Source organism: Clostridium sp. N3C (assembly GCF_900095445.1).
In the GTDB taxonomy this organism is placed as follows: Bacteria; Bacillota; Clostridia; order Clostridiales; family Clostridiaceae; genus Clostridium_AU.
The window spans coordinates 43,089-64,693 of record NZ_FMJL01000008.1; the positions used below are offsets into that span (position 1 = coordinate 43,089).

The 21,605-nt window shown below is 32.6% G+C and carries 16 protein-coding genes, 1 other RNA gene and 1 pseudogene; 16 read left to right on the plus strand and 2 right to left on the minus strand.

The features are described 5' to 3' along the window. The first annotated feature begins 207 nt into the window (after positions 1-207). The 15 genes and pseudogenes from rnr (at position 208) to clpB (ending at position 17,738) form a co-directional block, all read left to right on the plus strand. The gene (rnr, locus tag N3C_RS04410) at positions 208-2,559 is read left to right on the plus strand and encodes a ribonuclease R (protein ID WP_083604410.1); all 2,352 of its coding nucleotides are present in this window, start codon (positions 208-210) and stop codon (positions 2,557-2,559) included. A gap of 121 nt (positions 2,560-2,680) precedes the next feature. Then, positions 2,681-3,154 (plus strand): SsrA-binding protein SmpB, encoded by a 474-nt coding sequence (smpB, locus tag N3C_RS04415; protein WP_074364855.1) that lies wholly within the window; start codon positions 2,681-2,683, stop codon positions 3,152-3,154. A 238-nt stretch (positions 3,155-3,392) separates the two neighbouring features. Beyond that, positions 3,393-3,750: a transfer-messenger RNA gene (gene ssrA / locus N3C_RS04420) on the plus strand. A gap of 967 nt (positions 3,751-4,717) precedes the next feature. After that, a pseudogene (locus tag N3C_RS15250) lies at positions 4,718-5,319 on the plus strand (methyl-accepting chemotaxis protein); the annotation flags it as partial. Positions 5,320-5,793: 474 nt separating this feature from the next. Then, a complete protein-coding gene (locus N3C_RS15255; RefSeq protein ID WP_242944040.1) occupies positions 5,794-6,417 on the plus strand; it encodes a methyl-accepting chemotaxis protein in 624 nt (207 codons plus the stop codon). A gap of 17 nt (positions 6,418-6,434) precedes the next feature. Beyond that, positions 6,435-7,862: a chemotaxis protein CheW gene (locus N3C_RS04430; protein WP_074364856.1), complete on the plus strand. Its 1,428-nt coding sequence runs from the start codon at positions 6,435-6,437 to the stop codon at positions 7,860-7,862. Positions 7,863-7,867: 5 nt separating this feature from the next. Further along, positions 7,868-9,271 carry an Hpt domain-containing protein gene (locus N3C_RS04435; protein ID WP_074364857.1) on the plus strand — a complete coding sequence of 468 codons (1,404 nt, stop codon included), beginning with the start codon at positions 7,868-7,870 and terminating at the stop codon, positions 9,269-9,271. A 16-nt stretch (positions 9,272-9,287) separates the two neighbouring features. Then, positions 9,288-9,710, plus strand: coding sequence for a response regulator (locus N3C_RS04440; protein ID WP_074364858.1), 423 nt, complete (start codon positions 9,288-9,290; stop codon positions 9,708-9,710). An 85-nt stretch (positions 9,711-9,795) separates the two neighbouring features. Next, entirely contained in the window at positions 9,796-10,032 is a 237-nt protein-coding gene (locus N3C_RS04445) for a hypothetical protein (RefSeq protein WP_074364859.1), read from the plus strand. A gap of 343 nt (positions 10,033-10,375) precedes the next feature. Beyond that, positions 10,376-10,870, plus strand: coding sequence for an 8-oxo-dGTP diphosphatase (locus N3C_RS04450; protein ID WP_074364860.1), 495 nt, complete (start codon positions 10,376-10,378; stop codon positions 10,868-10,870). Positions 10,871-11,040: 170 nt separating this feature from the next. Next, positions 11,041-11,172, plus strand: coding sequence for a hypothetical protein (locus tag N3C_RS15400; protein WP_278281014.1), 132 nt, complete (start codon positions 11,041-11,043; stop codon positions 11,170-11,172). Between the two features lie 258 nt (positions 11,173-11,430). Further along, on the plus strand, positions 11,431-12,312 hold the full coding sequence (locus N3C_RS04455; protein WP_074364861.1) for a GGDEF domain-containing protein: 882 nt from the start codon (positions 11,431-11,433) through the stop codon (positions 12,310-12,312). Between the two features lie 138 nt (positions 12,313-12,450). Continuing rightward, positions 12,451-13,839: a L,D-transpeptidase family protein gene (locus N3C_RS04460; RefSeq protein WP_083604412.1), complete on the plus strand. Its 1,389-nt coding sequence runs from the start codon at positions 12,451-12,453 to the stop codon at positions 13,837-13,839. 357 nt (positions 13,840-14,196) lie between these two features. After that, on the plus strand, positions 14,197-15,126 hold the full coding sequence (locus tag N3C_RS04465; protein ID WP_074364862.1) for a DnaJ C-terminal domain-containing protein: 930 nt from the start codon (positions 14,197-14,199) through the stop codon (positions 15,124-15,126). 20 nt (positions 15,127-15,146) lie between these two features. Further along, positions 15,147-17,738: an ATP-dependent chaperone ClpB gene (gene clpB, locus N3C_RS04470; RefSeq protein WP_074364863.1), complete on the plus strand. Its 2,592-nt coding sequence runs from the start codon at positions 15,147-15,149 to the stop codon at positions 17,736-17,738. Positions 17,739-17,824: 86 nt separating this feature from the next. On the opposite strand, the gene ilvD is transcribed toward clpB, so the two are convergent. Together ilvD and N3C_RS04480 are read right to left on the minus strand one after the other, a co-directional pair. Next, a complete protein-coding gene (gene ilvD / locus N3C_RS04475) occupies positions 17,825-19,501 on the minus strand; it encodes a dihydroxy-acid dehydratase (protein WP_074364864.1) in 1,677 nt (558 codons plus the stop codon). A 111-nt stretch (positions 19,502-19,612) separates the two neighbouring features. Next, entirely contained in the window at positions 19,613-20,305 is a 693-nt protein-coding gene (locus N3C_RS04480; RefSeq protein WP_074364865.1) for a FadR/GntR family transcriptional regulator, read from the minus strand. 304 nt (positions 20,306-20,609) lie between these two features. Between N3C_RS04480 and N3C_RS04485 the strand changes: the two genes are divergently transcribed. Beyond that, positions 20,610-21,605 (plus strand): substrate-binding domain-containing protein, encoded by a 996-nt coding sequence (locus N3C_RS04485; RefSeq protein WP_074364866.1) that lies wholly within the window; start codon positions 20,610-20,612, stop codon positions 21,603-21,605.

Here is a 21,605-nt window from a genome sequence, read left to right on the forward strand (position 1 = left end):
ACGTAAACTTAATTTAAACATCTTCGAAAAAATTGAATCTTTATTAATTTTCCTCCATGTTTAATTTGATAGTTGAGTTGTATGTCTTATATTGTGAATATTTATTTGACTCCTGTTAAAAATAGCATTAGAGAATGGTTAACGTAATATAGAAGATAAGAAGTTATTTATAAGAAGGTAGTATTTTAATTAGTGAGAGGTGTTAATATGAATGTAAGGGAAAAAATTATGGACTTCATGAGGGAAGCGGCTTACAAACCTATGGATTTATATCAATTGTGTCAATTGTTTGGTATTAGTCGTGATGAGATGCAGACCATGAAAAAGATCTTAAAGTCCATGGAAAAAGAAGGTATAATCATAAAAAATAGAGCAGGAAAGTACGGACTTACAGATAGAATGGGATTAATAAAGGGTAAATTTCAAGGACATCAAAAGGGTTATGGTTTTGTAATACCTTACGAAGATAGTCCAGATATATTTATTCCAGCAAATAATGTAAATGGAGCTATGAATGGAGATATTGTCATAGCTAAAATATTGAAGGAAAATGAAGAAAAGAAAAAAGCAGAAGGAGAAATAGTAAGAATACTAGAAAGGGCTAATAAGACCATAGTAGGTGTTTATGAAGATAGCAGAAATTTTGGTTTCGTAGTTGCGGATGATAAAAGAATTTATCACGATATCTTTATACCTAAGGCAGAAAAGAATGGAGCTAAAACTGGGGACGTAGTTATAGTAGAAATCACAATGTGGCCAGAGGCAAGGAGAAATCCGGAAGGTAGGATAGTAGAAATTCTAGGTAAGAAAGGCGAAGCTGGCGTTGATATATTAAGTATAATTAAGAATTATAAATTACCTGAAGAATTCCCTGAAAAGGTTCTAAACTATGCTGAGAGTATACCAGATGAAATTCCAGAATCAGAATATAAGAGAAGACGGGATTTAAGATCCTTAAGAATGATAACTATAGATGGTGAAGATGCTAAGGATTTGGATGATGCCGTATCCATTGAAAAATTAGATAATGGTAATTTTAGATTAGGTGTTCATATAGCAGATGTTTCTCATTATGTTACCGAAAGAAGTCCTTTAGATAAAGAAGCTTTAAAAAGAGGTACTTCTGTTTACTTAATTGATAGAGTTATACCAATGCTTCCTAAAAAGCTTTCCAACGGTATTTGTAGCTTAAATCCAAAGGTGGATCGTTTAGCGCTATCTTGCTTTATGGAAATTGATCACAGGGGTAAAGTGCTTAATCATGAAATAGTGGAAAGTGTAATAAAAACCAGTGAGAGAATGACCTATACAGATGTAACAAAAATTTTGAGAGATAAAGATGAAGAGTTAATAAAAAGATATGATTATCTTGTAGATGACTTTAAGAAAATGGAAGAGCTCTGCAATATTTTAAATAGAAAAAGAATGAATAGAGGAGCTGTGGACTTTGACTTTGCAGAAAGTAAAATTATACTGGATGAAAAAGGAAAGCCTATTGATGTAAAGCCTTATGAAAGAAGCATAGCTAATAGAATTATTGAGGAATTTATGCTTGTGTGTAATGAAACAGTGGCTGAGCATATGTTCTGGGCCAATATTCCTTTTGTTTATAGAGTACATGAGGATCCTAAGGAAGAAAAACTAGAACATTTTTACGAGTTTATCCATAATCTAGGCTATACTGTAAAGCGTACAAAAGAGCTGCATCCTAGAAATCTACAAGAGATTTTAGAAAAGGCAAAGGGTAAAAAGGAAGAAACGGTAGTTAGCACATTACTGTTACGTTCTATGATGCAGGCTAGATATTCACCGGAATCTTTAGGTCACTTCGGCTTAGCTGCTAGGTATTACTGCCATTTTACTTCACCTATTAGACGTTATCCAGATTTAATTATTCATAGGATAATAAAGGAATTTATTAATGGTAAAATAACAGAAGAAAGAATAAAGAAATTAACATCTGCAGTAGAATATGCTTCAATTCAGTCTTCAGAGATGGAAAGAATTGCTCAAGATGCTGAAAGGGAAGTGGATGATTTAAAGAAAGCTGAGTATATGCTTGATAGAATAGGTGAGGAGTTTGAAGGTATAATATCTTCCGTTACTTCCTTTGGATTTTTTGTAGAACTACCAAACACTATAGAAGGCTTGGTACACATAAGCAATCTTCATGACGACTACTATTTCTATGATGAAAAGCATCTCTGCTTAATAGGAGAAAGGACTAAGAAAATGTACCGATTAGGTGATGAAGTTAAAGTAAAGGTAAGTAAGGTAGATATTGATAACAGAGAAATTCATTTTGAGCTTACTGAAAGCGAAGATGAAGAGGAAAATCAAGTTGTAAACTTAGAAGTTCCTAAGGAAAAGCTTGAAAGTCTATCAGAAGGATACCAAATATTGTCGGTGGAGGAATTTGAGAAGGAGTTTGAAGTTATAGAAGATGATTTTAATTTTAAAGAAGATGTAGAAGATGAGGCGGATGAAGAGGTAGAAAGAGTAGAATTAGAAGAAGTAGATGAATATAAAGAAGATTTTTCTCAGTATTTAGATGAATAAAGAACTTTGGCTGGAAAGAAAGGCTCTTTCCAGCTCTATCCTCTATTATATTTTCATTGACAGTGCTGGAGAAAACATATATAATAATAACTTAGCAATGTAATTGTAGAGGTGTTAATTTATGAGTAGTAAAGATAAGGGAACAAAAACCTTGGCAGAAAACAGAAAAGCTCGACATGATTATTTTATAGAAGAAACCTATGAAGCAGGCATAGTTTTAGTAGGTACAGAAGTAAAGTCTATAAGACAAGGAAAAGTTAATTTGAAAGATAGCTATGCAGATATAAGAAATAGTGAAATATTTATAAAAAATATGCATGTTAGTCCTTATGAACAAGGTAATATATTTAATGTAGATCCTTTGAGGGAGAGAAAACTACTATTGCATGCAAGTGAAATAAGAAAACTCATAGGTTACACTGCTCAAAAGGGATATACCCTAGTCCCCCTAGCTCTTTATCTTAAGAACGGAAGAGTTAAGGTTAGTTTAGCTGTGGCTAGAGGTAAAAAGAACTATGATAAGAGAGATTCTATGCTGGAAAGGGCAGCTAAAAGGGATATAGAAAGAGAATTCAAGAATAAAATGAAATATTAGCCTATCTTTCTTAAAAGTCAACAAGTATAAATTTACAAAAAATATTCAAATTAATAATTTTTTAAAATAGTAAGTAATTATATTTACCTATAGGAATATTTTAATAATAAAGAGTTAAATTCACTATTGAATCTTAGTTCAAACTGCAGTATTATAATAATTGTAGTCTTTGACAACTAAATACTTGAGTTTGCGTTAGGGCGTCAGCACTCTGACAAAAGTAGCCCACTAATAATAAGGGGGCGTACTGGTTTCGACGGGGGTAAGACGTGTTTGAGTAGCGAGTCGAAGGTCTCCTGTACCTGCGTTAAAAAAACGGGAATTAAATATAAACGCAAACGAAAATAACAATTTAGCATTAGCAGCTTAGTCTGCATGCCGTCAGCCTAAGAGTACCGCGGCTTAGGATCTGGCGTCGACAGCGGTGAAACGAGCCTGAGTAAGCTTTGCCTCAGGAACGGGATTTATGAAGCTACTGAAGCTTGAACCCTGTCAGTAGGGGGCAAGCAGAGGGAATGTGAAAATACTGACTGCACTCGGAGAAGCTCAGGCATTGCTGCCTTCGGACAGGGGTTCGATTCCCCTCGCCTCCATCTAAGTAAGGATTATCAAGGTTTATAACGCTTTGACGATAAAGATAACAAATAAGGGATACAGAAATAGAATCTGTATCCCTTATTTGTTATCTTTTTATATTTTGATATTTGTGATTAAATTTTACAACTTACTCATCGTTAAATATCTCCATCAGAATATATAGTTTTCATATTATTGAGTAAATGATAGATAGTGGATTAATAATCAAATATAGTATTAAATGGTATATGTTGAAAATCAATATATATTAGTTAAAAATTTAACAAATATATAAGTAATTTCACAATATAATATGTATCATATGTAATAATTTATAGTTTATTCCAGAAAATATAACTAAATATCTATTAAATTAATCACCTAATATGTTAAGTTATTACAAAACAATTAATTAAAATTGATAATATAAATGTAATTAATGTTAATATTAACCTGTAATATTCATATAATATTACATTATAATTACAAAATAGTTGCGAAAAATGTTGGAAAAATCAAAATTAATAAATAAATATCTATTTTATGTCGATATTTGATTGACGATTCAAAATATTTTTGATAAAGTGAAACTACATGTTAAATAGTTAACATAAAGCTCTTTAAATTATGCAAATTTATCTTATGCAAAATAATGTTTGCAGAATTCTGGGAGCTACTAAATATATATAGGAGGAATACATAATGGAAAAGAAACTTGCAAAGCCAGCAACAGTAACCAGTAAAGAAACTAAAAATGAAAAGGTTTCTGCAACTACAGCTAAAGGAAGTAAAAGTGCTCTATTAGAGCATAATGCTGATGAAATGGAGAAAAAAAGAGAAATGGCTAGGAGACAGGCTCAGGAAAAATTGAGATCAAGAACTTTGGCTAAGCAGCAGCAAATTGCTGAACGAATTTCAACTGCAACAGAGCAATTAGTTGTAGGTATGGAAGAAGCTAGTTCTGCTTCCAGAGAGTTGGGGTCAACAATGACTCAGATTGCTTCTGGAGCTATTCAGGCATCTTCTGCTACTGAAGAATCTAGAGCAGCAATCAATCAGATAGATAAAGCGGCAGTTATAGCTGAACAAAGAGCTAAAGAGTCTTTAAATAAAATCAATGAAGCTCAATTTTTAATAAGATCTACAGCAAGAGATACTGAATTGTTAATTGAAGGAATCAAAGAAGCTGCTAATACTAATCTTGAGTCTGTAAAGCTTATTGCAGAACTGGAAAAGCAATCTGATGAAATTGGTGAAATTGTACAAGCTGTAGTGAGGATTGCTGATCAGACAAATTTATTGGCTCTCAATGCGGCAATTGAGGCTGCTAGAGCTGGAGAACATGGAAGGGCTTTGCAGTAGTGGCCGATGAAGTTAGAAATTTGGCAGAGACCTCCGAAAAGTCAGCTAGAAATATAAGAGAACTGGTAAATGAGATACAGGAAAATGTTAAAGTTGTTGTTGTGGATATTCAAAGTTCAGGAAAAGTGGCAAATGAGGAGGTGGAAAAGGCTAAAAAGATCACAGAAGATTTGGAGAAAGTTGAGAAGGATGTTATAGAGGTACAGAGTGGCATAAATGAAATAGTAGAAAATTCAGTGAATGCTGCAAAAGGAGCTACAGAATTTTTAGCTATATCTGAGCAGGTAGCCGCTGCTGCTGAAGAACAGACTAGTGCAGCAGAAGAAATAGAAAAATCTATTGAAGAACAAAATAGGGCTTTTGAAGAATTGAATATAGGCTCATCAGAGCTTTCACAATTAGCAGAGGAACTAAAGGTATCAACGGATACACAAAAATCTTCAGAAATATTAGCTTCAACGGCAGAAGAGCTTTCTGCTAATGTAGAAGAAGCCAATTCTGTTGCAACTGAGGTTATGAGAGCTATTGAGCAAGTTGCTATTGGTGCGGAGGCTCAGGCTAGACTTACTGAAAAAGCTGCAGCTATCAGTGAAAGATTAGCAGCAGGAGCTACTCAGATGAATAAAAGAGCTATTCAGTCCACTGAGAAAGTAGCAGAATTACAAGCTCTACTAAATGAAAATAAAGCTGGAATAGATGCAATGATTGCTGGAATTGGTGCATCAGCAGAGGCAAATACTATAGCTGCTAAGAACATTAAGAACTTAGAGGAAACAACTAGAAAGATAGATAAGATTGTTGATGCTATAGTAAACGTTACAATTCAAACCAATATGCTTGCTGTTAACGGTTCCATTGAAGCAGCTAGAGCAGGAGAATTCGGCAGGGGCTTTTCTGTAGTTGCAGGAGATATAAGAACTTTAGCTAATGAATCCGCTGAAAATACTGATAAAATAAAAGATCTTGTAAGAGGAATTCAAAGTCAAATAGCACGAGTTGCTGCTGATACAGAAGTGGCAAGTAGAACATCTCTCTCAGAAGTAGAGAAGGCCAAAGGAATCACTGATAATTTAATTGTAATTCAGGAAGCTATGATTAATATATTAGAAGGCTCTAAAGAGATTTCAAAAGGGGCAGAAGAGACAATGATTGCTCTTGAGCAGGCCAAGAAGGGTGTGGAACAAATATCATCTGCAGCACAGGAGGCAGCAGCAGCTACTGAAAAAGCTAGTAATGTAGCAACAGCGCAGGCTAGAGGCATGCAGGAACTTGCAGAGGCTATAGAGGAGATATCAGGACTTGCTGATGAATTACAAAATATGTAGGATATGGAGGGAAAGCAATGGCTTCATTAGAAAATAATTTTAGTTTATTAGAAAGACAGTTGGTTACCTTCCATCTTGGAAACGATGAATTTGGCGCAGATATAATGAATGTAAAAGAAATAGTAAGAGTTTCGGAAATTACAAAAGTGTCAAATGCACCTTTTTATGTAGAGGGAGTCTGCAATCTTAGGGGAAATGTACTTCCAATTATCGATGGTAGATTGAGATTTAATATGGAGAAAAAAGACCATGATGAGAATAGCAGAGTGCTTGTAATTGATATAAATGGTAAGGCTACAGGAGTAATAGTGGATAGGGTATCTGAAGTAATAAGGGTTAATTCTAAGGATATTGAGGATACTCCTAGTATAATGAAAAACGATTCTATGGATTATTTAAATGGTGTTATAAAACTTGATAATGGAAATCGACTTATAATGTTACTTGATTTGTTTAAAATTCTGAAAGTTGAAGAAGTTCAAAATATTGATGCTGCCAATGTTGATATTCAAATGGAAAAAACTATCGCCTATGAAGAAAATGAAAAGTTAAATGAAGAGCAACTAGTTTCCTTTATTGTTGATAAAGAAGAATATGCTATAAACATAATGCAAGTAAAGGAAATAATAAGAGTAATAGATATAGTAAAAGTCCCCAATGCTGAAAGTTATATAGAAGGTGTAGCATCTATAAGAGGTAATTTGGTACCTATAGTAAATTTAAGGAAGTACTTGGGCCTTGAAGATGTAGAAGTCACAGATCACACAAGAATACTTATAGTGGATATGGGCAAGGTTACCTGTGGAATTATGGTGGACAAAGTTTCAGAGGTAAAAAGAGTTACGGAAAATGTAATCCAACCTCCACCGGCCATCTTTTATGGTGAGGATGGAGAGCAATTGAAAGGAATAGCTAAATTAGATGGTGGGAAAAGACTTATTATGATTTTAGATCCTACAAAGTTTATAGCATTGGACAAGCTTCAGCAGATTTCAGATATAAGCAATGAAAAAAAAGTAGACGAGGTTTATAAAAGTATTGAAAAACAGTTGTTAGATGAGGAACAGTTGGTAACTTTAAAGTTGGAACGTGAGGAATATGCAATTAAAATAAACTACGTTGAAGAAATAACGAGAATGACTGAAGTTACTAGAATACCTAGAGCACCTTATTTCATAGATGGAATTGTTAACTTAAGGGGAAATGTTATACCTGTTCTTAATCTAAGAAAAATGTTTAGAATGGAGGAAAAAGAAATATCAAATTCTACAAGAATCATTAAGATATTTAATCCTTTTTTTACCACTCGTGCAGAAGATGGAGGTACTGGGTTAGGTTTATCCATTGTCCACGACATAATAAAGGTACACAGAGGAAGTATTGAGGTAAATAGTAATTTAGATGAAGGTACTGATTTTGCACTTATTTTTCCAAAAGGAAGGTGATTACCATGGATCAAAATGAGCTATTAGATATATATTTTGAAGAAACTAGTGATAATTTAGAAGAAGCAGAGGCTTATATTATAGGATTAGAAAAAACATTTTCTATGGATAACTTTAATAGCCTTTTTAGATGTATACATTCAATAAAAGGTAGCTCTGCTGCTGTTAATTTTGATGAACTATCAAGTTTGGCTCATAAATTAGAAGATATTTTAAATTATATCCGTGACGGTAAATTTGAATTTGATAATGAAATATCAAATCTTTGCATTAACTGTATTGATCAGCTTAGAGTGTTATTTCAAATGAGGAGAATTTCACCTGAAAATAAAATAGATAATAAAGAAATAGAGAGATCTTTAAAGCTTCAAGAAGAAATGGATATGTTTCTGCAAACTGTAAAAGAAGAAAAGAATTCTGAAACTGATTTTGAAGAAGATGATCTAATGGAATTTATAGAAAAAGATATCTCCGACTTTTCCAAAACATATTTTATACGATTATTATTTGATGTAGAAAACCCAATGCAGTCAATTACTAGGTTTATGATAGTAAATTCCTTGAATGAAAGTGGTAAGATAGTATATTCTTATCCAAGTGTTAATTTTATGGTTTCCTCCAATTCTGATGAAGTTATACAGGATTATGAATGTGTATATAAAACTAATATTGACTATGATAAGTTGCTTAGCAAAGTAGATATTCCATTTATCAATGGAATAAAGATTACTTATATTGACAATGAAGTATTAAGGAACACAGGAGAGGATATCCAAAAGGAAAAAAGAGATTTATTGGTGGAATTTTTTGATGATTTCATGGATTTGGGAAATTTTATAACAGATACCTGTTGGTGTAATAAGGAAAGAGAAAAAATTGATAAATTGTACATAGAAGCTCAAAAAATTTTAGAACTGGATAGTGATAACAAAGAATTAGTTACAATAATGAATGAGGTAATTGCCTTTATTAATATTCAGGTTTTTATAGTTGAAGGCTCTAATATGATTTCCCTAGATATTATTCCAACTATGATAAAGTTATATCAATGCTTAATAAGCAAACTTTATGATATGTTTAAGAATAAAGTGTTTTTTAAATACCTTCAACTGAAAAAAGACGAAGATAATATAGAAAGATTGGAAATATTAAAAGAAAAGATGGACAGGGATCTTTTTAGATATGTATTGATAGATATAAATGATCTAGAAATAATTGAGAATAATGAATTGAAAAAGTTAATTAATTTAAATAAATTCATGTCAGAAAATGGCATACAAGTAGTTATATTGAATGGAGGCATATATAGGAGGAGAATATATAATATTTTGGAGTCTATAATAGATATTTTAGATATTAAACAGTATTATAATGAAACACATGCCATGTGCGGATTAATCAGTAAATGAAAGAAGGATAACAATCATGCGAGAGTATTATAAAATATTGATTATTGATGATGAAGAGGAAACGCTATCTGCCCTACAAAAAAATCTTGTTTTAGAAGGCTTTAATGTTACTACATGCAATGATTCGGTAAAAGCTATAAAAATGATTAAGGATGAAAAATTTCATATAATCATAACGGATATTGTAATGCCTAAAATGGATGGTTTAGAAGTTTTAAAATTTGCAAGAAGTTATGATGCACTTACACAAGTAATAATGATGACGGTGCACTCAACAATGGAACTTACTATACAGTCTTTGGAGCTAGGAGCAAATGACTATATTTTAAAACCCTTTAAGAGTATAGATTATATAATAGAGATTATAAATTATTCTATTGAAAAGCTAGAGAGATGGAAGCAATCTATACGAGATATTGTGGCTAGGGAAGTATTTTAAGATGAATATTATGTCAAAATAATTTGTAATATTAAATTTTACTGACTTTAGACTAAAAAGTGGAAGTTGTTAAGGAGAATAGATAATGGAAGATATAACGGAGTTTGAAGATGAAGAATTGTTAAAACTATTAAAAAATAATGAAACAGAAATGTTCACATTAGCTGAGATTCATAAAATCATGTTGCAAAATAATATGAAGCATAGAATAAAGGAGATTAGAAACAGGATATATAGGCTACAGTGTGATGGATACTTGGGAAATGAAGTTACAAGTGATGGAATACGGATTTATTACCTGATATTTTATCCAGAATATTAATGTAATTTTTTAGAGAAGGCACAAAATAATTTAGATTCAAGAATATTAATTGATTTTTATCACTTTTATTATTAAGATTACAAGTTAGGGATACTGAATAAAGATTAAATAACCCTAACTTGTAATTTACTTTATTCTGGTATTTTTCTTTACATTTATCAATTAAAAGGAATAAGTAATGATAAACAATAAAGTAAAATTACAATCCATAATTTATTGATAAAAAACAATAAATTAATTATATAAAAATGTAATAATATGGTATAATTTAAAGGATATATTAATTAAAATTTATAAACTAATATTTAATTGTAGATTTTAACTTGTTTTTTAAGGAGAAAATATGAGTAAGTGGGAAAAAGCTATAATAACCGTATTATGTATGATTTATGATGGAAATAAAATATTGCTTCAAGATAGAGTTAAAGAAGATTGGAAAGGTTTAACTTTTCTAGGTGGACATGTAGAAAAGGGAGAATCCTTTGTTCAAGCGGTAATTCGTGAGGTTAAGGAGGAAACTGGCTTAAAAATAATAAATCCACAATTATGTGGAATAAAGCAATTTCAAACGGATGAAGATGAAAGATATATCGTATTATTATTTAAGACTAATAAATTTAAAGGTACATTAATTTCTTCTGAGGAAGGAGAGATGAAATGGATTGATAGGGAATCATTGAAAGACTATAATCTAGTGGATGATTTTATGGATCTACTAAAAGTTTTTGATTCAGGATGTTATAATGAATTTATGTATGAGCGTAATAAAGCGGGGGATGATTGGAGTGTTAGATTATATTATATTAAATTAAATTATAACACTACAGCATATTATTAAGCAAAACATTGAAGGGGGAAAGGCCTTGGAAGAGGTTAAATATTTAACAGAATATTATAGTAATTATGATGAAGGTTCACGCCTTATATCAAAATATGGACAGGTAGAATTTATTACTACTATGAATTGAACGGTTTCACTTTGTTGCAACGGACTTGTTTACTAATCATATGAGAGATACTATAGTTGAGATGGATGAAAAGATGTTTGAAACATACTTGAAGTATCATTTATCTATTTGTGAATGTCCAGATTTGATAGGGATGACACATCATGCTTTGGATATATTTAGAGTAAATTAAAAGTAATAGCATTGAAGTTTTATGTCCAGATGAGATAAGCTGTGTTCATCATTCTTTGAAGTTATAGGAAAGATAGAAATAGAATTTGCAGCTTTTAAAATAATATATCAACTTAGTTCCTAGTATAAAGATATATAAATTGATTTATAGTATATACAAAGATTATTATATCCCTAAAAATATTGATATATGAAAAAAATAAAGCAAATATTCATTAAACATAAAATAATGTACAAAGATCTATTAGGAGATGAGTTGATGAAAAAATTGAATAAAATTGAAGATAAAATGGAGCTTTTGGAAAAAATATATGATCATATAAGAATTATAGATTTTGCAAATAATGAAATATTGGAATTAAAAGAAGGTGAATTAGTTCATACCGATACTCAATGCCATGAATGTTTGAGCAAAGAGGAATGTGAAGAGTGTATCCTTAGAAGGACCTGGCAGGAAGAAGAAACTATAATAGAAATAGAATATGAAGGAGAAAAGATGTTTATGATAACTGCCGTTCCTATTTATATTAAGGAAAAAAAAGTAGTTGTAGAATTAATGAAAGAGACAACTAATGAACTATACCTAAAAGATAGAAAATCCGGAACTAGAATGAAGTTGTTTTCTAAAATTGATCTTATGAATAAATTAGCTGTGATGGATGAATTGACTAATCTATATAACAGAAGATTTATATATGAACAACTTCCTAAGAACTTGTTAGAAGCCTCATCTAATAAAGAACACCTATCTATTATATTCACTGATTTAGACTATTTTAAAGACATCGACGATAAATATGGACATATAGCAGGTGATGAGGTTTTACGAAGGTTTGCTAAAATATTACAGACCAATATTCGAAAAGATAGAGACTGGGTTGCTCGATTTGGAGGAGAGGAATTTATTATAACTCTTCCTAATACTAATTTAGAGGAGGCTCGCTTTATTGCAGAGAAAATTAGAAAGAGTGTTATGGAGGAGGAAATTATAATTGATAACCAAAAGATTCAAATTACGGCGAGTTTTGGAGTCTACACTGTCTGCGATGGTAATAAATGTACCACCGCTAATAGTCTTATCAAGATGGTAGACGAAAAGTTATATAAAGCTAAAATAAGGGGTAGAAATACCGTTGTATAAATAACTGATTTAGTTTATGTAAAAAATTATTGAATTAATATTTTTAATAATTGTATTATATATAAAGACAATTACATACAATTGAACTGTGAAATTAATACAATTTTCAATAATTGATGCTTAGAGGGATGGGTAGGTATGACTAAGAAACAGAAAAAGAAATTTAAGAAAGCTGGCATTATAGGTTCCATTGTTCTTTGTCTTATATTACTTGTATATTTTGTTATGGTAATATTTTTTACTAGACATCTTTTTATAGGAACTGAGATTAATGGTATAGTGGTCTCAGGGAAATCAGTGCAGGAAGTAAATGATATAATGGCAGCAGAACTAAAGAAGTATTCTTTAAATTTAAAACAACGAGGAGATAAAGAAGAACATATAAAAGCTGAGGAAATAGGAATGTATTATAACTGTAATGGGGATTTCAGTCATGTTAAAGATAAACAGAATCCCTTTAAGTGGTTTCTTGCTTTTTTCAAGGCAGAGGACTTAAAAATAACAGAAGAGCTAGCCTATGATAGTGCTAAGCTAGAGGATCAAATAAATAAACTTGCTTGCTTTAATGAAGCTAATATTGTAGAACCTAAAAGTCCAAGCTTTACTTTTCAAAATGGAGAGTTTGTTATTGTAGATGAAGTATATGGTAACAAAATTAATAAGGAAGTATTCAATGATAAGGTAAGTACCGCTATACAAAGTATGAAAAGGGAATTAAATTTAGATGTTGAGAATTGCTATATTAATCCACAATACACTTCTAAATCTCCAGAAGTTTTTAAAGCAAAGGAAACACTTAACAAATATTTATCAGCTAAGATTACATATAATTTTATAGATGGCCAGGAAACTTTAGATAAAAATAAAATAAATAATTGGCTTATAGTAAATGAAGATTTTTCAATATCAGTTGATGAAAATAAGGTAAAAGAGTATGTTAAAGAGCTTGCTAGTAAATACAATACAGTAGGTAAGGTAAAGCAATTTAAAACATCATTAGGAGGAACTATAAATATTGGCGGTGGAGATTATGGTTGGTCAATTAATATTTCAGAAGAATCAAAAGCTTTAATTGCTGCAATTAAAGATGGTCAAACTGTATCAAGGGAGCCCGTATATGGTCAGAAAGGCTTAGTTAAAGCAAGTAATGATATTGGCAATACGTATGTAGAGATAAATTTATCAAAACAGTATTTATGGTATTATAAAGATGGATCCTTAATAACTCATGGTCCCGTTGTTACAGGAAATGTGAGAGCAGGAAATGCGACTCCTAGTGGCATTTACGTATTAAAGTACAAACAAAAAGATGCTATATTAAGAGGTGCAGATTATGCTTCACCAGTTACCTATTGGATGCCCTTTAACGGAGGAATTGGAATACACGATGCTAGCTGGAGAAATACTTTTGGAGGAGAGATATATAAAACCAATGGTTCACATGGATGCATAAATTGTCCCTATAACTTAGCTAAAGAAATTTTTTATAATATTTCCCCAGGAACTCCGGTAATTTGTTATCATTAGAAATATAAACTCGGCAAAAGCCGAGTTTATATTTTTTAGTTCTTATGTAAAATATGCTTTAAAAGAGCTTATATACAGGTATAATAAAAAAGGTTAGATGTAAATTAATAATATGTGAGGATGAAAATAAGCGATAAGTTTAAAAATTTAAAGAAATAAGAAGATATTAATAGCATTATAAGTTTGGTTGTCTTATTATAATAGACTTTTTTTAATTATGTGCTTGATTATGGAAAATAGCTTTGTTATTATAAAATTAAGGTCAAAGAAGGTCAAGTAATTATGGAAGTAGGATTTCTATAATTAGAATAGATATGATTAAATAAATATAAACTTGCAAGAAGAAGGGATGATAATGTGAAATATAAGGATTATTACCAAATTCTTGGTGTTGATAAGAATGCTTCTCAAGATGAGATCAAAAAAGCATATAGAAAACTAGCTAAAAAATACCATCCTGATGCAAATCCAGGTAATAAAGAGGCAGAAGAAAAGTTTAAGGATGTTTCTGAAGCCTATGAAGTGCTAGGAGATGAAGAAAAAAGAAAACAATATGATGCCCTTGGCAGCGGATTCAATTTCCAGGGGGGGTATGATTTTGATCCTTCTCAGTTTGGTTTTGATAATTTTAAGTATGATTTTAGTAGTAGTTCTGGAAATTATAGTGACTTTTTTAATATGTTTTTTGGCGATGGAGGGTTTAATTTTAGAGACTTTTTTGGCGGTGGAAGCAGTGGCTTTAGAAGAACTTCCTATAGTAAGAAAGGTAAAGATATTGAGTCAGAGTTAGAAGTTACTTTGATAGAGGGCTTTAAGGGATTAGAAAAGAAAATTACCTTTAGAAGGCAAAATCAAAATAAAAGTCTTACCTTTAAAATACCTAAGGGAGTTAAAGATGGAGAAAAAATTAGATTAAAAGGACAAGGAGAGCCTGGCATTAATGGTGGAGAAAATGGTGATTTATATCTAACAGTTAAAATGAAAACAGAAACTAATCAAAGCCTTGAAGGACTTGATATAACCACTACTATTGATGTGTTTCCTTGGGAAGCAGCCTTAGGCAGTGAAGCCTCTGTAGAGACTCTAGATGGGAAAATAATATTAAAAGTGCCGGCAGGGGTTCAGACAGACACAAAATTAAGGATTCCTGGAAAAGGATATGTTGATAGACAAGGAATGAGAGGAAACTTATATATAAAAGTAAGAATAGTAAATCCTAAGAATATAAATGAAGAGATGAAAAGGCTATATGAAAGATTAGGAGAGCTAGCAGGAGGTAACAATTAATAGAGAGGAGATGAAAGATTATGAACATAGAAAGAGTTACAGAAAAGGCTCAAAGTGCAATATTATCTGCAAAAGATATTGCGGTAAGAATGGGGCATCAGCAAATAGATGTAGAGCATCTTCACCTAGCTTTGATAACTCAAGAAGATGGGCTTATACCAAAGCTGATTAAATACATGGGACATGATCTTTCCATGTATGCAAAAGATGTAGAGGTCCAGCTTCAAAAGTTACCTAAAGTTTATGGAAATGGAGCCTCTGATTTATACATGTCTAGAAGATTTGAACAGATTCTTAATCAAGGAGAAGATGAGGCAAAAAGGTTTAAAGATGAATATACTAGCGTTGAGCATCTTTATATTGCTTTGTTAAAAGATAGAGATAAATCTCTTCAGGAGATATTTAAAAAGTATGGCATCACCTTAGATAAGTTCATGGTGGCCTTAAGTAAGGTAAGGAGCAATCAGAGAATTACATCTCCCAATCCCGAGGATACCTATGATGTATTAAATAAATATGGACGGGATCTTGTAGAAATGGCAAGACAGGGTAAGATAGATCCGGTTATAGGTAGAGATGCAGAAATAAGACGAGCTATAAGGATTTTATCTAGAAGAACTAAAAACAATCCAGTGCTTATTGGAGAACCGGGAGTAGGTAAAACTGCGGTGGTAGAAGGTCTGGCCCAAAGGATTTTAAAGGGCGATGTGCCTGAAGGGCTGAAAGATAAGACTATTTTTGCCTTGGATATAGGTTCTTTAATAGCAGGAGCTAAATATAGGGGAGAATTTGAAGAAAGGCTTAAGGCAGTACTTAATGAGGTTAATAACTCTAATGGTAGGATTATATTGTTTATAGATGAGCTTCATAACATTGTAGGTGCCGGTAAGGCCGAAGGAGCTATGGATGCAGGTAATTTGCTAAAGCCAATGCTAGCAAGAGGAGAGTTACATTGTATTGGTGCCACAACCTTAGATGAATATAGGACATATATTGAAAAGGATCCGGCCTTAGAGAGGAGATTTCAACCTATCATAGTTGAACAGCCTACGGTAGAAGATACTATATCCATTCTTAGAGGCTTAAAAGAAAGGTTTGAAATTCATCATGGAGTTAGGATAACGGACAATGCAATAATAGCCTGTGCAGTGCTTTCTAATAGATATATTAGCGAAAGGTTTTTGCCAGATAAGGCTATAGATTTAATGGATGAGGCTGCAGCCATGATCAGAACTGAAATTGACAGCATGCCTACAGAGATTGATGAGATATCAAGACGAATTATGCAGCTGGAAATAGAGCGCCAGGCCTTAAAAAAGGAAGAGGATGAAATATCTATAGATAGACTGAAAGATCTGGAAAAAGAAATAAGCTCCTTGAAGGAAGAGGCAAATAGAATGAAGGCTCAATGGGAGTTAGAAAAGAAAAATATCATGAGAGAAAAAGAACTTAAGGCTCAAATTGAAGAGGTAACTAGGGAAATAGAAGAGGCTGAGAGACAGTATGATTTAGAAAAGTTAGCTATATTAAAGCATGGTAAGTTGCCAGAGCTTCAAAAGCAATTGGAGGAAGAAAAGCAAAAGAAAAGGACTAGCGAAAATACCTTGTTAAAGGAAGAGGTTACAGAGGAAGAGATAGCGGAAATAGTATCTCGTTGGACAGGTATACCAATTACAAAGTTAGTAGAGAATGAAAAGGATAAGCTGCTTAATTTAGAGAATATCCTTCATAAGAGGGTTATAGGACAAGATGAGGCGGTAATAGCGGTATCTGATGCGGTGATAAGAGCACGTTCTGGCTTAAAGGACCCAAGAAGACCTGTAGGATCTTTCATATTTTTAGGACCTACTGGGGTAGGAAAAACGGAACTATCAAAGGCCTTATCTGAAGCTTTGTTTGACAGTGAGGATAACATTGTTAGAATAGATATGTCCGAATATATGGAGAAGCATACGGTAGCAAGACTTATAGGAGCGCCTCCTGGATATGTAGGTTATGAGGAAGGAGGACAGCTTACAGAGGCAGTAAGACGAAAACCATACACTGTTATTCTTTTTGATGAAATAGAAAAGGCTCATCCAGAAGTGTTTAATGTACTTTTACAGCTCTTAGATGATGGAAGGCTTACAGACAGTCAAGGTAGAACTGTAGATTTTAAGAACACTGTAGTTATAATGACTTCAAATATAGGTAGTGAATATTTACTTAGAGGAATAAATGATAAGGGTGAAATAGAAGAAAGTGCTAGAGAAGCAGTTATGGCTGACCTTAATAGACATTTTAAACCGGAGTTCTTAAACCGTGTTGATGAAATTGTTCTATTTAAGCCTTTAAGAAAGGAAGAAATAATTAAGATTATTGACCTGGCTTTATCAGATATACAAAGAAGGTTAGATGATAGACGAATAAACTTAAAGGTAACTGAGGGTGCAAAATATTATATGGCAGATAGGGCCTATGATCCAGTGTATGGGGCAAGACCAATAAAGAGATACTTACAGAAGTTTATAGAAACAGAAATAGGAAAAATGATTATTAAAGGCTCTGTAGGTCCGGGGAAGGAAATAAAGATTGATCTTATAGATGGTGAATTAAAAATGACAGTACACTAATAAGCCAGGGCCATAATAGAATATAAAAAGTCTTGTTTTTAGCGTTTCTAAAAACAAGACTTTTTATATTCCAATTTATCTGTTAATTAATCATTGCTCTTTGGAACTTCTAAAATAGCACCCTTGCAGCTTGCAGAAACCATGGAAGAATATCTTGCTAAATAGCCGTTGGTAATTTGTGGTTTTCTAGGTTTCCAATTTGCTCTTCTTCTTTCTAATTCATCATCACTAACTAGTAGATTAATACTATTGTTATTTATGTCAATTTGAATTATATCTCCATCTTCAACTAAGGCAATGGGGCCACCTACAGCAGCTTCTGGACAAACGTGACCAATGGAAGCACCTCTGCTGGCTCCACTGAAACGACCGTCGGTTATTAGAGCAACGGTGCTGTCTAGGCCTCTACCAGCGATGGCGGAAGTAGGATTGAGCATTTCTCTCATACCAGGACCACCTTTAGGTCCTTCATATCTGATTACAACCACATCGCCAGCAACTATTTTACCAGAATTTATTGCATCTAAGGCATCTTCCTCACAGTCGAATACCCTAGCAGGACCTTCATGTTTTAACATTTCTGGCACTACTGCAGAACGTTTTACTACGCAGGAGTCAGGTGCAAGGTTACCCTTAAGAACTGCTATTCCACCGGTTGGGCTATAAGGATTTTCTACCGGTCTAATAATTTCAGGATTTTTGTTAAGGTAACCTTCAATATTTTCTGCCACAGTTTTTCCGGTACAAGTAATTAGATCTGTTTTTAATAAGCCTAATTTATTTATTTCGTTCATAACAGCATAGATGCCACCAGCTTCATTTAAATCTTCCATATAAGCATGACCGGCAGGAGCTAGGTGACATAGATTAGGTGTTTTAGCGCTTATTTCATTAGCAATATCAACATTTAATTCTACTCCAGCTTCATGGGCGATGGCTGGCAAATGTAGCATAGTATTTGTGCTACAACCAAGAGCCATGTCTATAGTTAATGCATTTATAAAGGCATCCTTAGTCATAATGTCTCTAGGACGTATATCTTTTTTAACTAGTTCTACTATTTGCATTCCAGCATGCTTGGCTAATTTAATTCTTTCAGAATAAACAGCAGGAATAGTTCCATTACCCTTTAAGGCCATACCTAAAACTTCTGTTAGGCAGTTCATGCTGTTGGCTGTATACATACCTGAACAGGAACCGCAGGTTGCACAAACTTTATTTTCATATTCTTCCAGTTTTTCGTCGTTGATTTTTCCAGCGTGATAAGCACCTACTGCTTCAAACATACTGGAAAGGCTAGTTTTACGACCATCTACTCTACCTGCCAACATTGGACCACCGCTTACAAAGATGGTAGGAATATTGAGTCTAGCAGCAGCCATCAAGAGACCTGGTACGTTTTTATCGCAGTTTGGAACCATTACCAAACCGTCGAAGGCATGGGCCATAGCCATTGCCTCTGTGGAATCTGCAATCAAGTCTCTTGTAACTAATGAATATTTCATGCCTATATGTCCCATGGCAATACCATCGCATACAGCAATAGCAGGAAATACAACAGGAGTACCGCCAGCCATAGCCACACCTAGTTTTACAGCATCTACAATTTTATCTAAGTTCATATGACCTGGGACAATTTCATTATAGGAACTAACAATTCCTATAAGGGGCTTTTCCATTTCTTCCTTTGTCATACCTAGTGCATTCAATAAGGATCGCTGAGGAGCACTTTTAATTCCTTTTTTTATTGAATCGCTTCTCATAAAATTTTCCACCCTTTCTTATATAATAAAAAGTTTATTTATCAATATAGTTGTCCAACAATATTATAAGTTGTATGATGTCTCTTGTCAATGAAGTGTTGGCAGTATTTTCTATAAGTCTCTTAGTTCTTTTTCAAAGCCTCTCATAGCATGAATTATATGTAGCTTCATTGCGGTCTCTGCCCCCTCAGCATCACGATTAGCTAGAAAGTTCATAATCATTCTATGGTCGTTAATGGTTTCCTCTATCATTGCAGGATTTTCATTGGATAAAATAACACCTTGATATATAGCTTTATAAATTATAGGCATTAACCTATTCATAAATTCGTTGTGGGTGGCTTTAACAATAGATTTATGGAAGGCCTGTTCCACCTCTGTACGATCTTCCTTTTTTAAAATGGTTTCTTCTTCAAGTTTGCCATAGTAAAGAATACGTTCTAGTTCTTTGTCTGTAGCTCTAGTAGCTGCATAATAGGCGATTTTAGGTTCGAATATTAATCTTATCTCATATAAATCTTTAATATTATGTCTTACATTGTTAAGTTCATCTAAACCTAAAGGGTCATTCAAATTTAGATTATTTGATATGAAGGTGCCCTTTCCTCTTTTTATTTCTAAAACATTGTGTGAAGTTAAAATACGGATAGCTTCCCTTAAGGTAGTTCTACTGACCTTAAGTTCTGATGAAAGTTCAATTTCATTGGGAAGCTTATCTCCTGGTAAAAATCTTTTATCTATAGTAATCATGGCTAGTATATCCTCTGCCACACTTTCAGCAAGCAACTTTTCTTTTTTTGGCATGTGTACCTCCTAATAATTACTGGGGATATTGACACTTTTACTTTCATGATCCTCAAGTATTCTTAAAATTACTTTAAGAATACAATATTGAGTAAAATTTTACAAGAACCTTATAAATTGAATTTCCAAAAGGTGACGAAGTATCAATGGTAAAAAGGTTTACATACAATTATAAGAATGCTATAATTCAAATAAAATTATAGCATTAAAGCCTTAATTAATCGAAAGAGTGAATTTGCTTTTCAAGGTTAAAATAAGAATAGAGTAATACTATGATATCAAGGTTACTAGGAGTAGGAGTTATATGAAAAAAATAAAATTAATCGCCACATATATGTACAACTATGCTATTTATATTCTATTATTTTTGATTGCCTTATGCTCTATTGTCCTATATGCGTTAAAGAAAGAGGATATACAACTGCCTGGAGCTAAACCATTATACCATTTTTATTTCATTGGCCAAAATTCAGCAGATCCTTTTTGGAAGGAAGTTATGAGAGGTGTGGAAGAAAGTGCCGAAGATAATAATGTAGTGGTGGAGATTTACGCACCTCGCTTTAATGATCCTACGGAGGAATTAAAATACATAGATATTGCCACTATATCTAAGGTAGATGGAATCATAACTCATGTTACTAATTCAGAAGGATTTACAGATCTTATAAATAAAGCGGTTAGTAAAGATATACCTGTGATAACCTTTGAAAATGATGATGCAAAAAGTAATAGAAATGCCTATATAGGTACAAACAGTTTTATGGTAGGAAAAGAGGCAGCTAGGTTGTTAGCAGAGGCCACTGGTGGAAAGGCAAGGATAGCTATTATTTCTAGTGATGATGGAAGTCAAGGATCTATTGAGCATAATGCTAAGATGTATGGATTTAGTACTACTTTAAAGAATTATCCAGATATGAAAGTTGTAAAAAGTTATAGTTCAAAAATGGGAGTTTTAAGTGCTGAAGAAATCACTCAAAATATAATTGAATCTGATGAAGAAATTAATGCTATATTTACATTAACTTCTGCAGATACTTTGGGATCAGTTCAATTTATTGTAAATAGCAACAAGGTGGGACAAATAGCTGTAGTAGGTTACGGCAATTCTGAGGAAATACTCAGATATATTGATAAAGAAATAATCTATGGAACTATAGCTAGTGATCCGTACAATATGGGGTATGAAAGCATTAAGAGCTTAATTGCTATTAAGTCTGGTGAGATTGTTCCTGAATTCATTGATACGGATATCCAAGTGATAACAAAGAAAAATCTTGATGAGTTTATAATAGGAGAATAG

Excerpts from the sequence above, each read along its gene's own strand:
- N3C_RS04455 (WP_074364861.1), top strand. The coding sequence starts at position 11,431 with ATGAAAAAATTGAATAAAATTGAAGATAAAATGGAGCTTTTGGAAAAA.
- N3C_RS04430 (WP_074364856.1), top strand. The coding sequence starts at position 6,435 with ATGGCTTCATTAGAAAATAATTTTAGTTTATTAGAAAGACAGTTGGTT.
- N3C_RS04485 (WP_074364866.1), top strand. The coding sequence starts at position 20,610 with ATGAAAAAAATAAAATTAATCGCCACATATATGTACAACTATGCTATT.
- N3C_RS04435 (WP_074364857.1), top strand. The coding sequence starts at position 7,868 with ATGGATCAAAATGAGCTATTAGATATATATTTTGAAGAAACTAGTGAT.
- N3C_RS04450 (WP_074364860.1), top strand. The coding sequence starts at position 10,376 with ATGAGTAAGTGGGAAAAAGCTATAATAACCGTATTATGTATGATTTAT.
- rnr (WP_083604410.1), top strand. The coding sequence starts at position 208 with ATGAATGTAAGGGAAAAAATTATGGACTTCATGAGGGAAGCGGCTTAC.
- clpB (WP_074364863.1), top strand. The coding sequence starts at position 15,147 with ATGAACATAGAAAGAGTTACAGAAAAGGCTCAAAGTGCAATATTATCT.
- N3C_RS04440 (WP_074364858.1), top strand. The coding sequence starts at position 9,288 with ATGCGAGAGTATTATAAAATATTGATTATTGATGATGAAGAGGAAACG.
- ilvD (WP_074364864.1), bottom strand. The coding sequence starts at position 19,501 with ATGAGAAGCGATTCAATAAAAAAAGGAATTAAAAGTGCTCCTCAGCGA.
- N3C_RS04445 (WP_074364859.1), top strand. The coding sequence starts at position 9,796 with ATGGAAGATATAACGGAGTTTGAAGATGAAGAATTGTTAAAACTATTA.
- N3C_RS04460 (WP_083604412.1), top strand. The coding sequence starts at position 12,451 with ATGACTAAGAAACAGAAAAAGAAATTTAAGAAAGCTGGCATTATAGGT.
- N3C_RS15400 (WP_278281014.1), top strand. The coding sequence starts at position 11,041 with ATGAGAGATACTATAGTTGAGATGGATGAAAAGATGTTTGAAACATAC.
- N3C_RS04480 (WP_074364865.1), bottom strand. The coding sequence starts at position 20,305 with ATGCCAAAAAAAGAAAAGTTGCTTGCTGAAAGTGTGGCAGAGGATATA.
- smpB (WP_074364855.1), top strand. The coding sequence starts at position 2,681 with ATGAGTAGTAAAGATAAGGGAACAAAAACCTTGGCAGAAAACAGAAAA.
- N3C_RS15255 (WP_242944040.1), top strand. The coding sequence starts at position 5,794 with ATGATTGCTGGAATTGGTGCATCAGCAGAGGCAAATACTATAGCTGCT.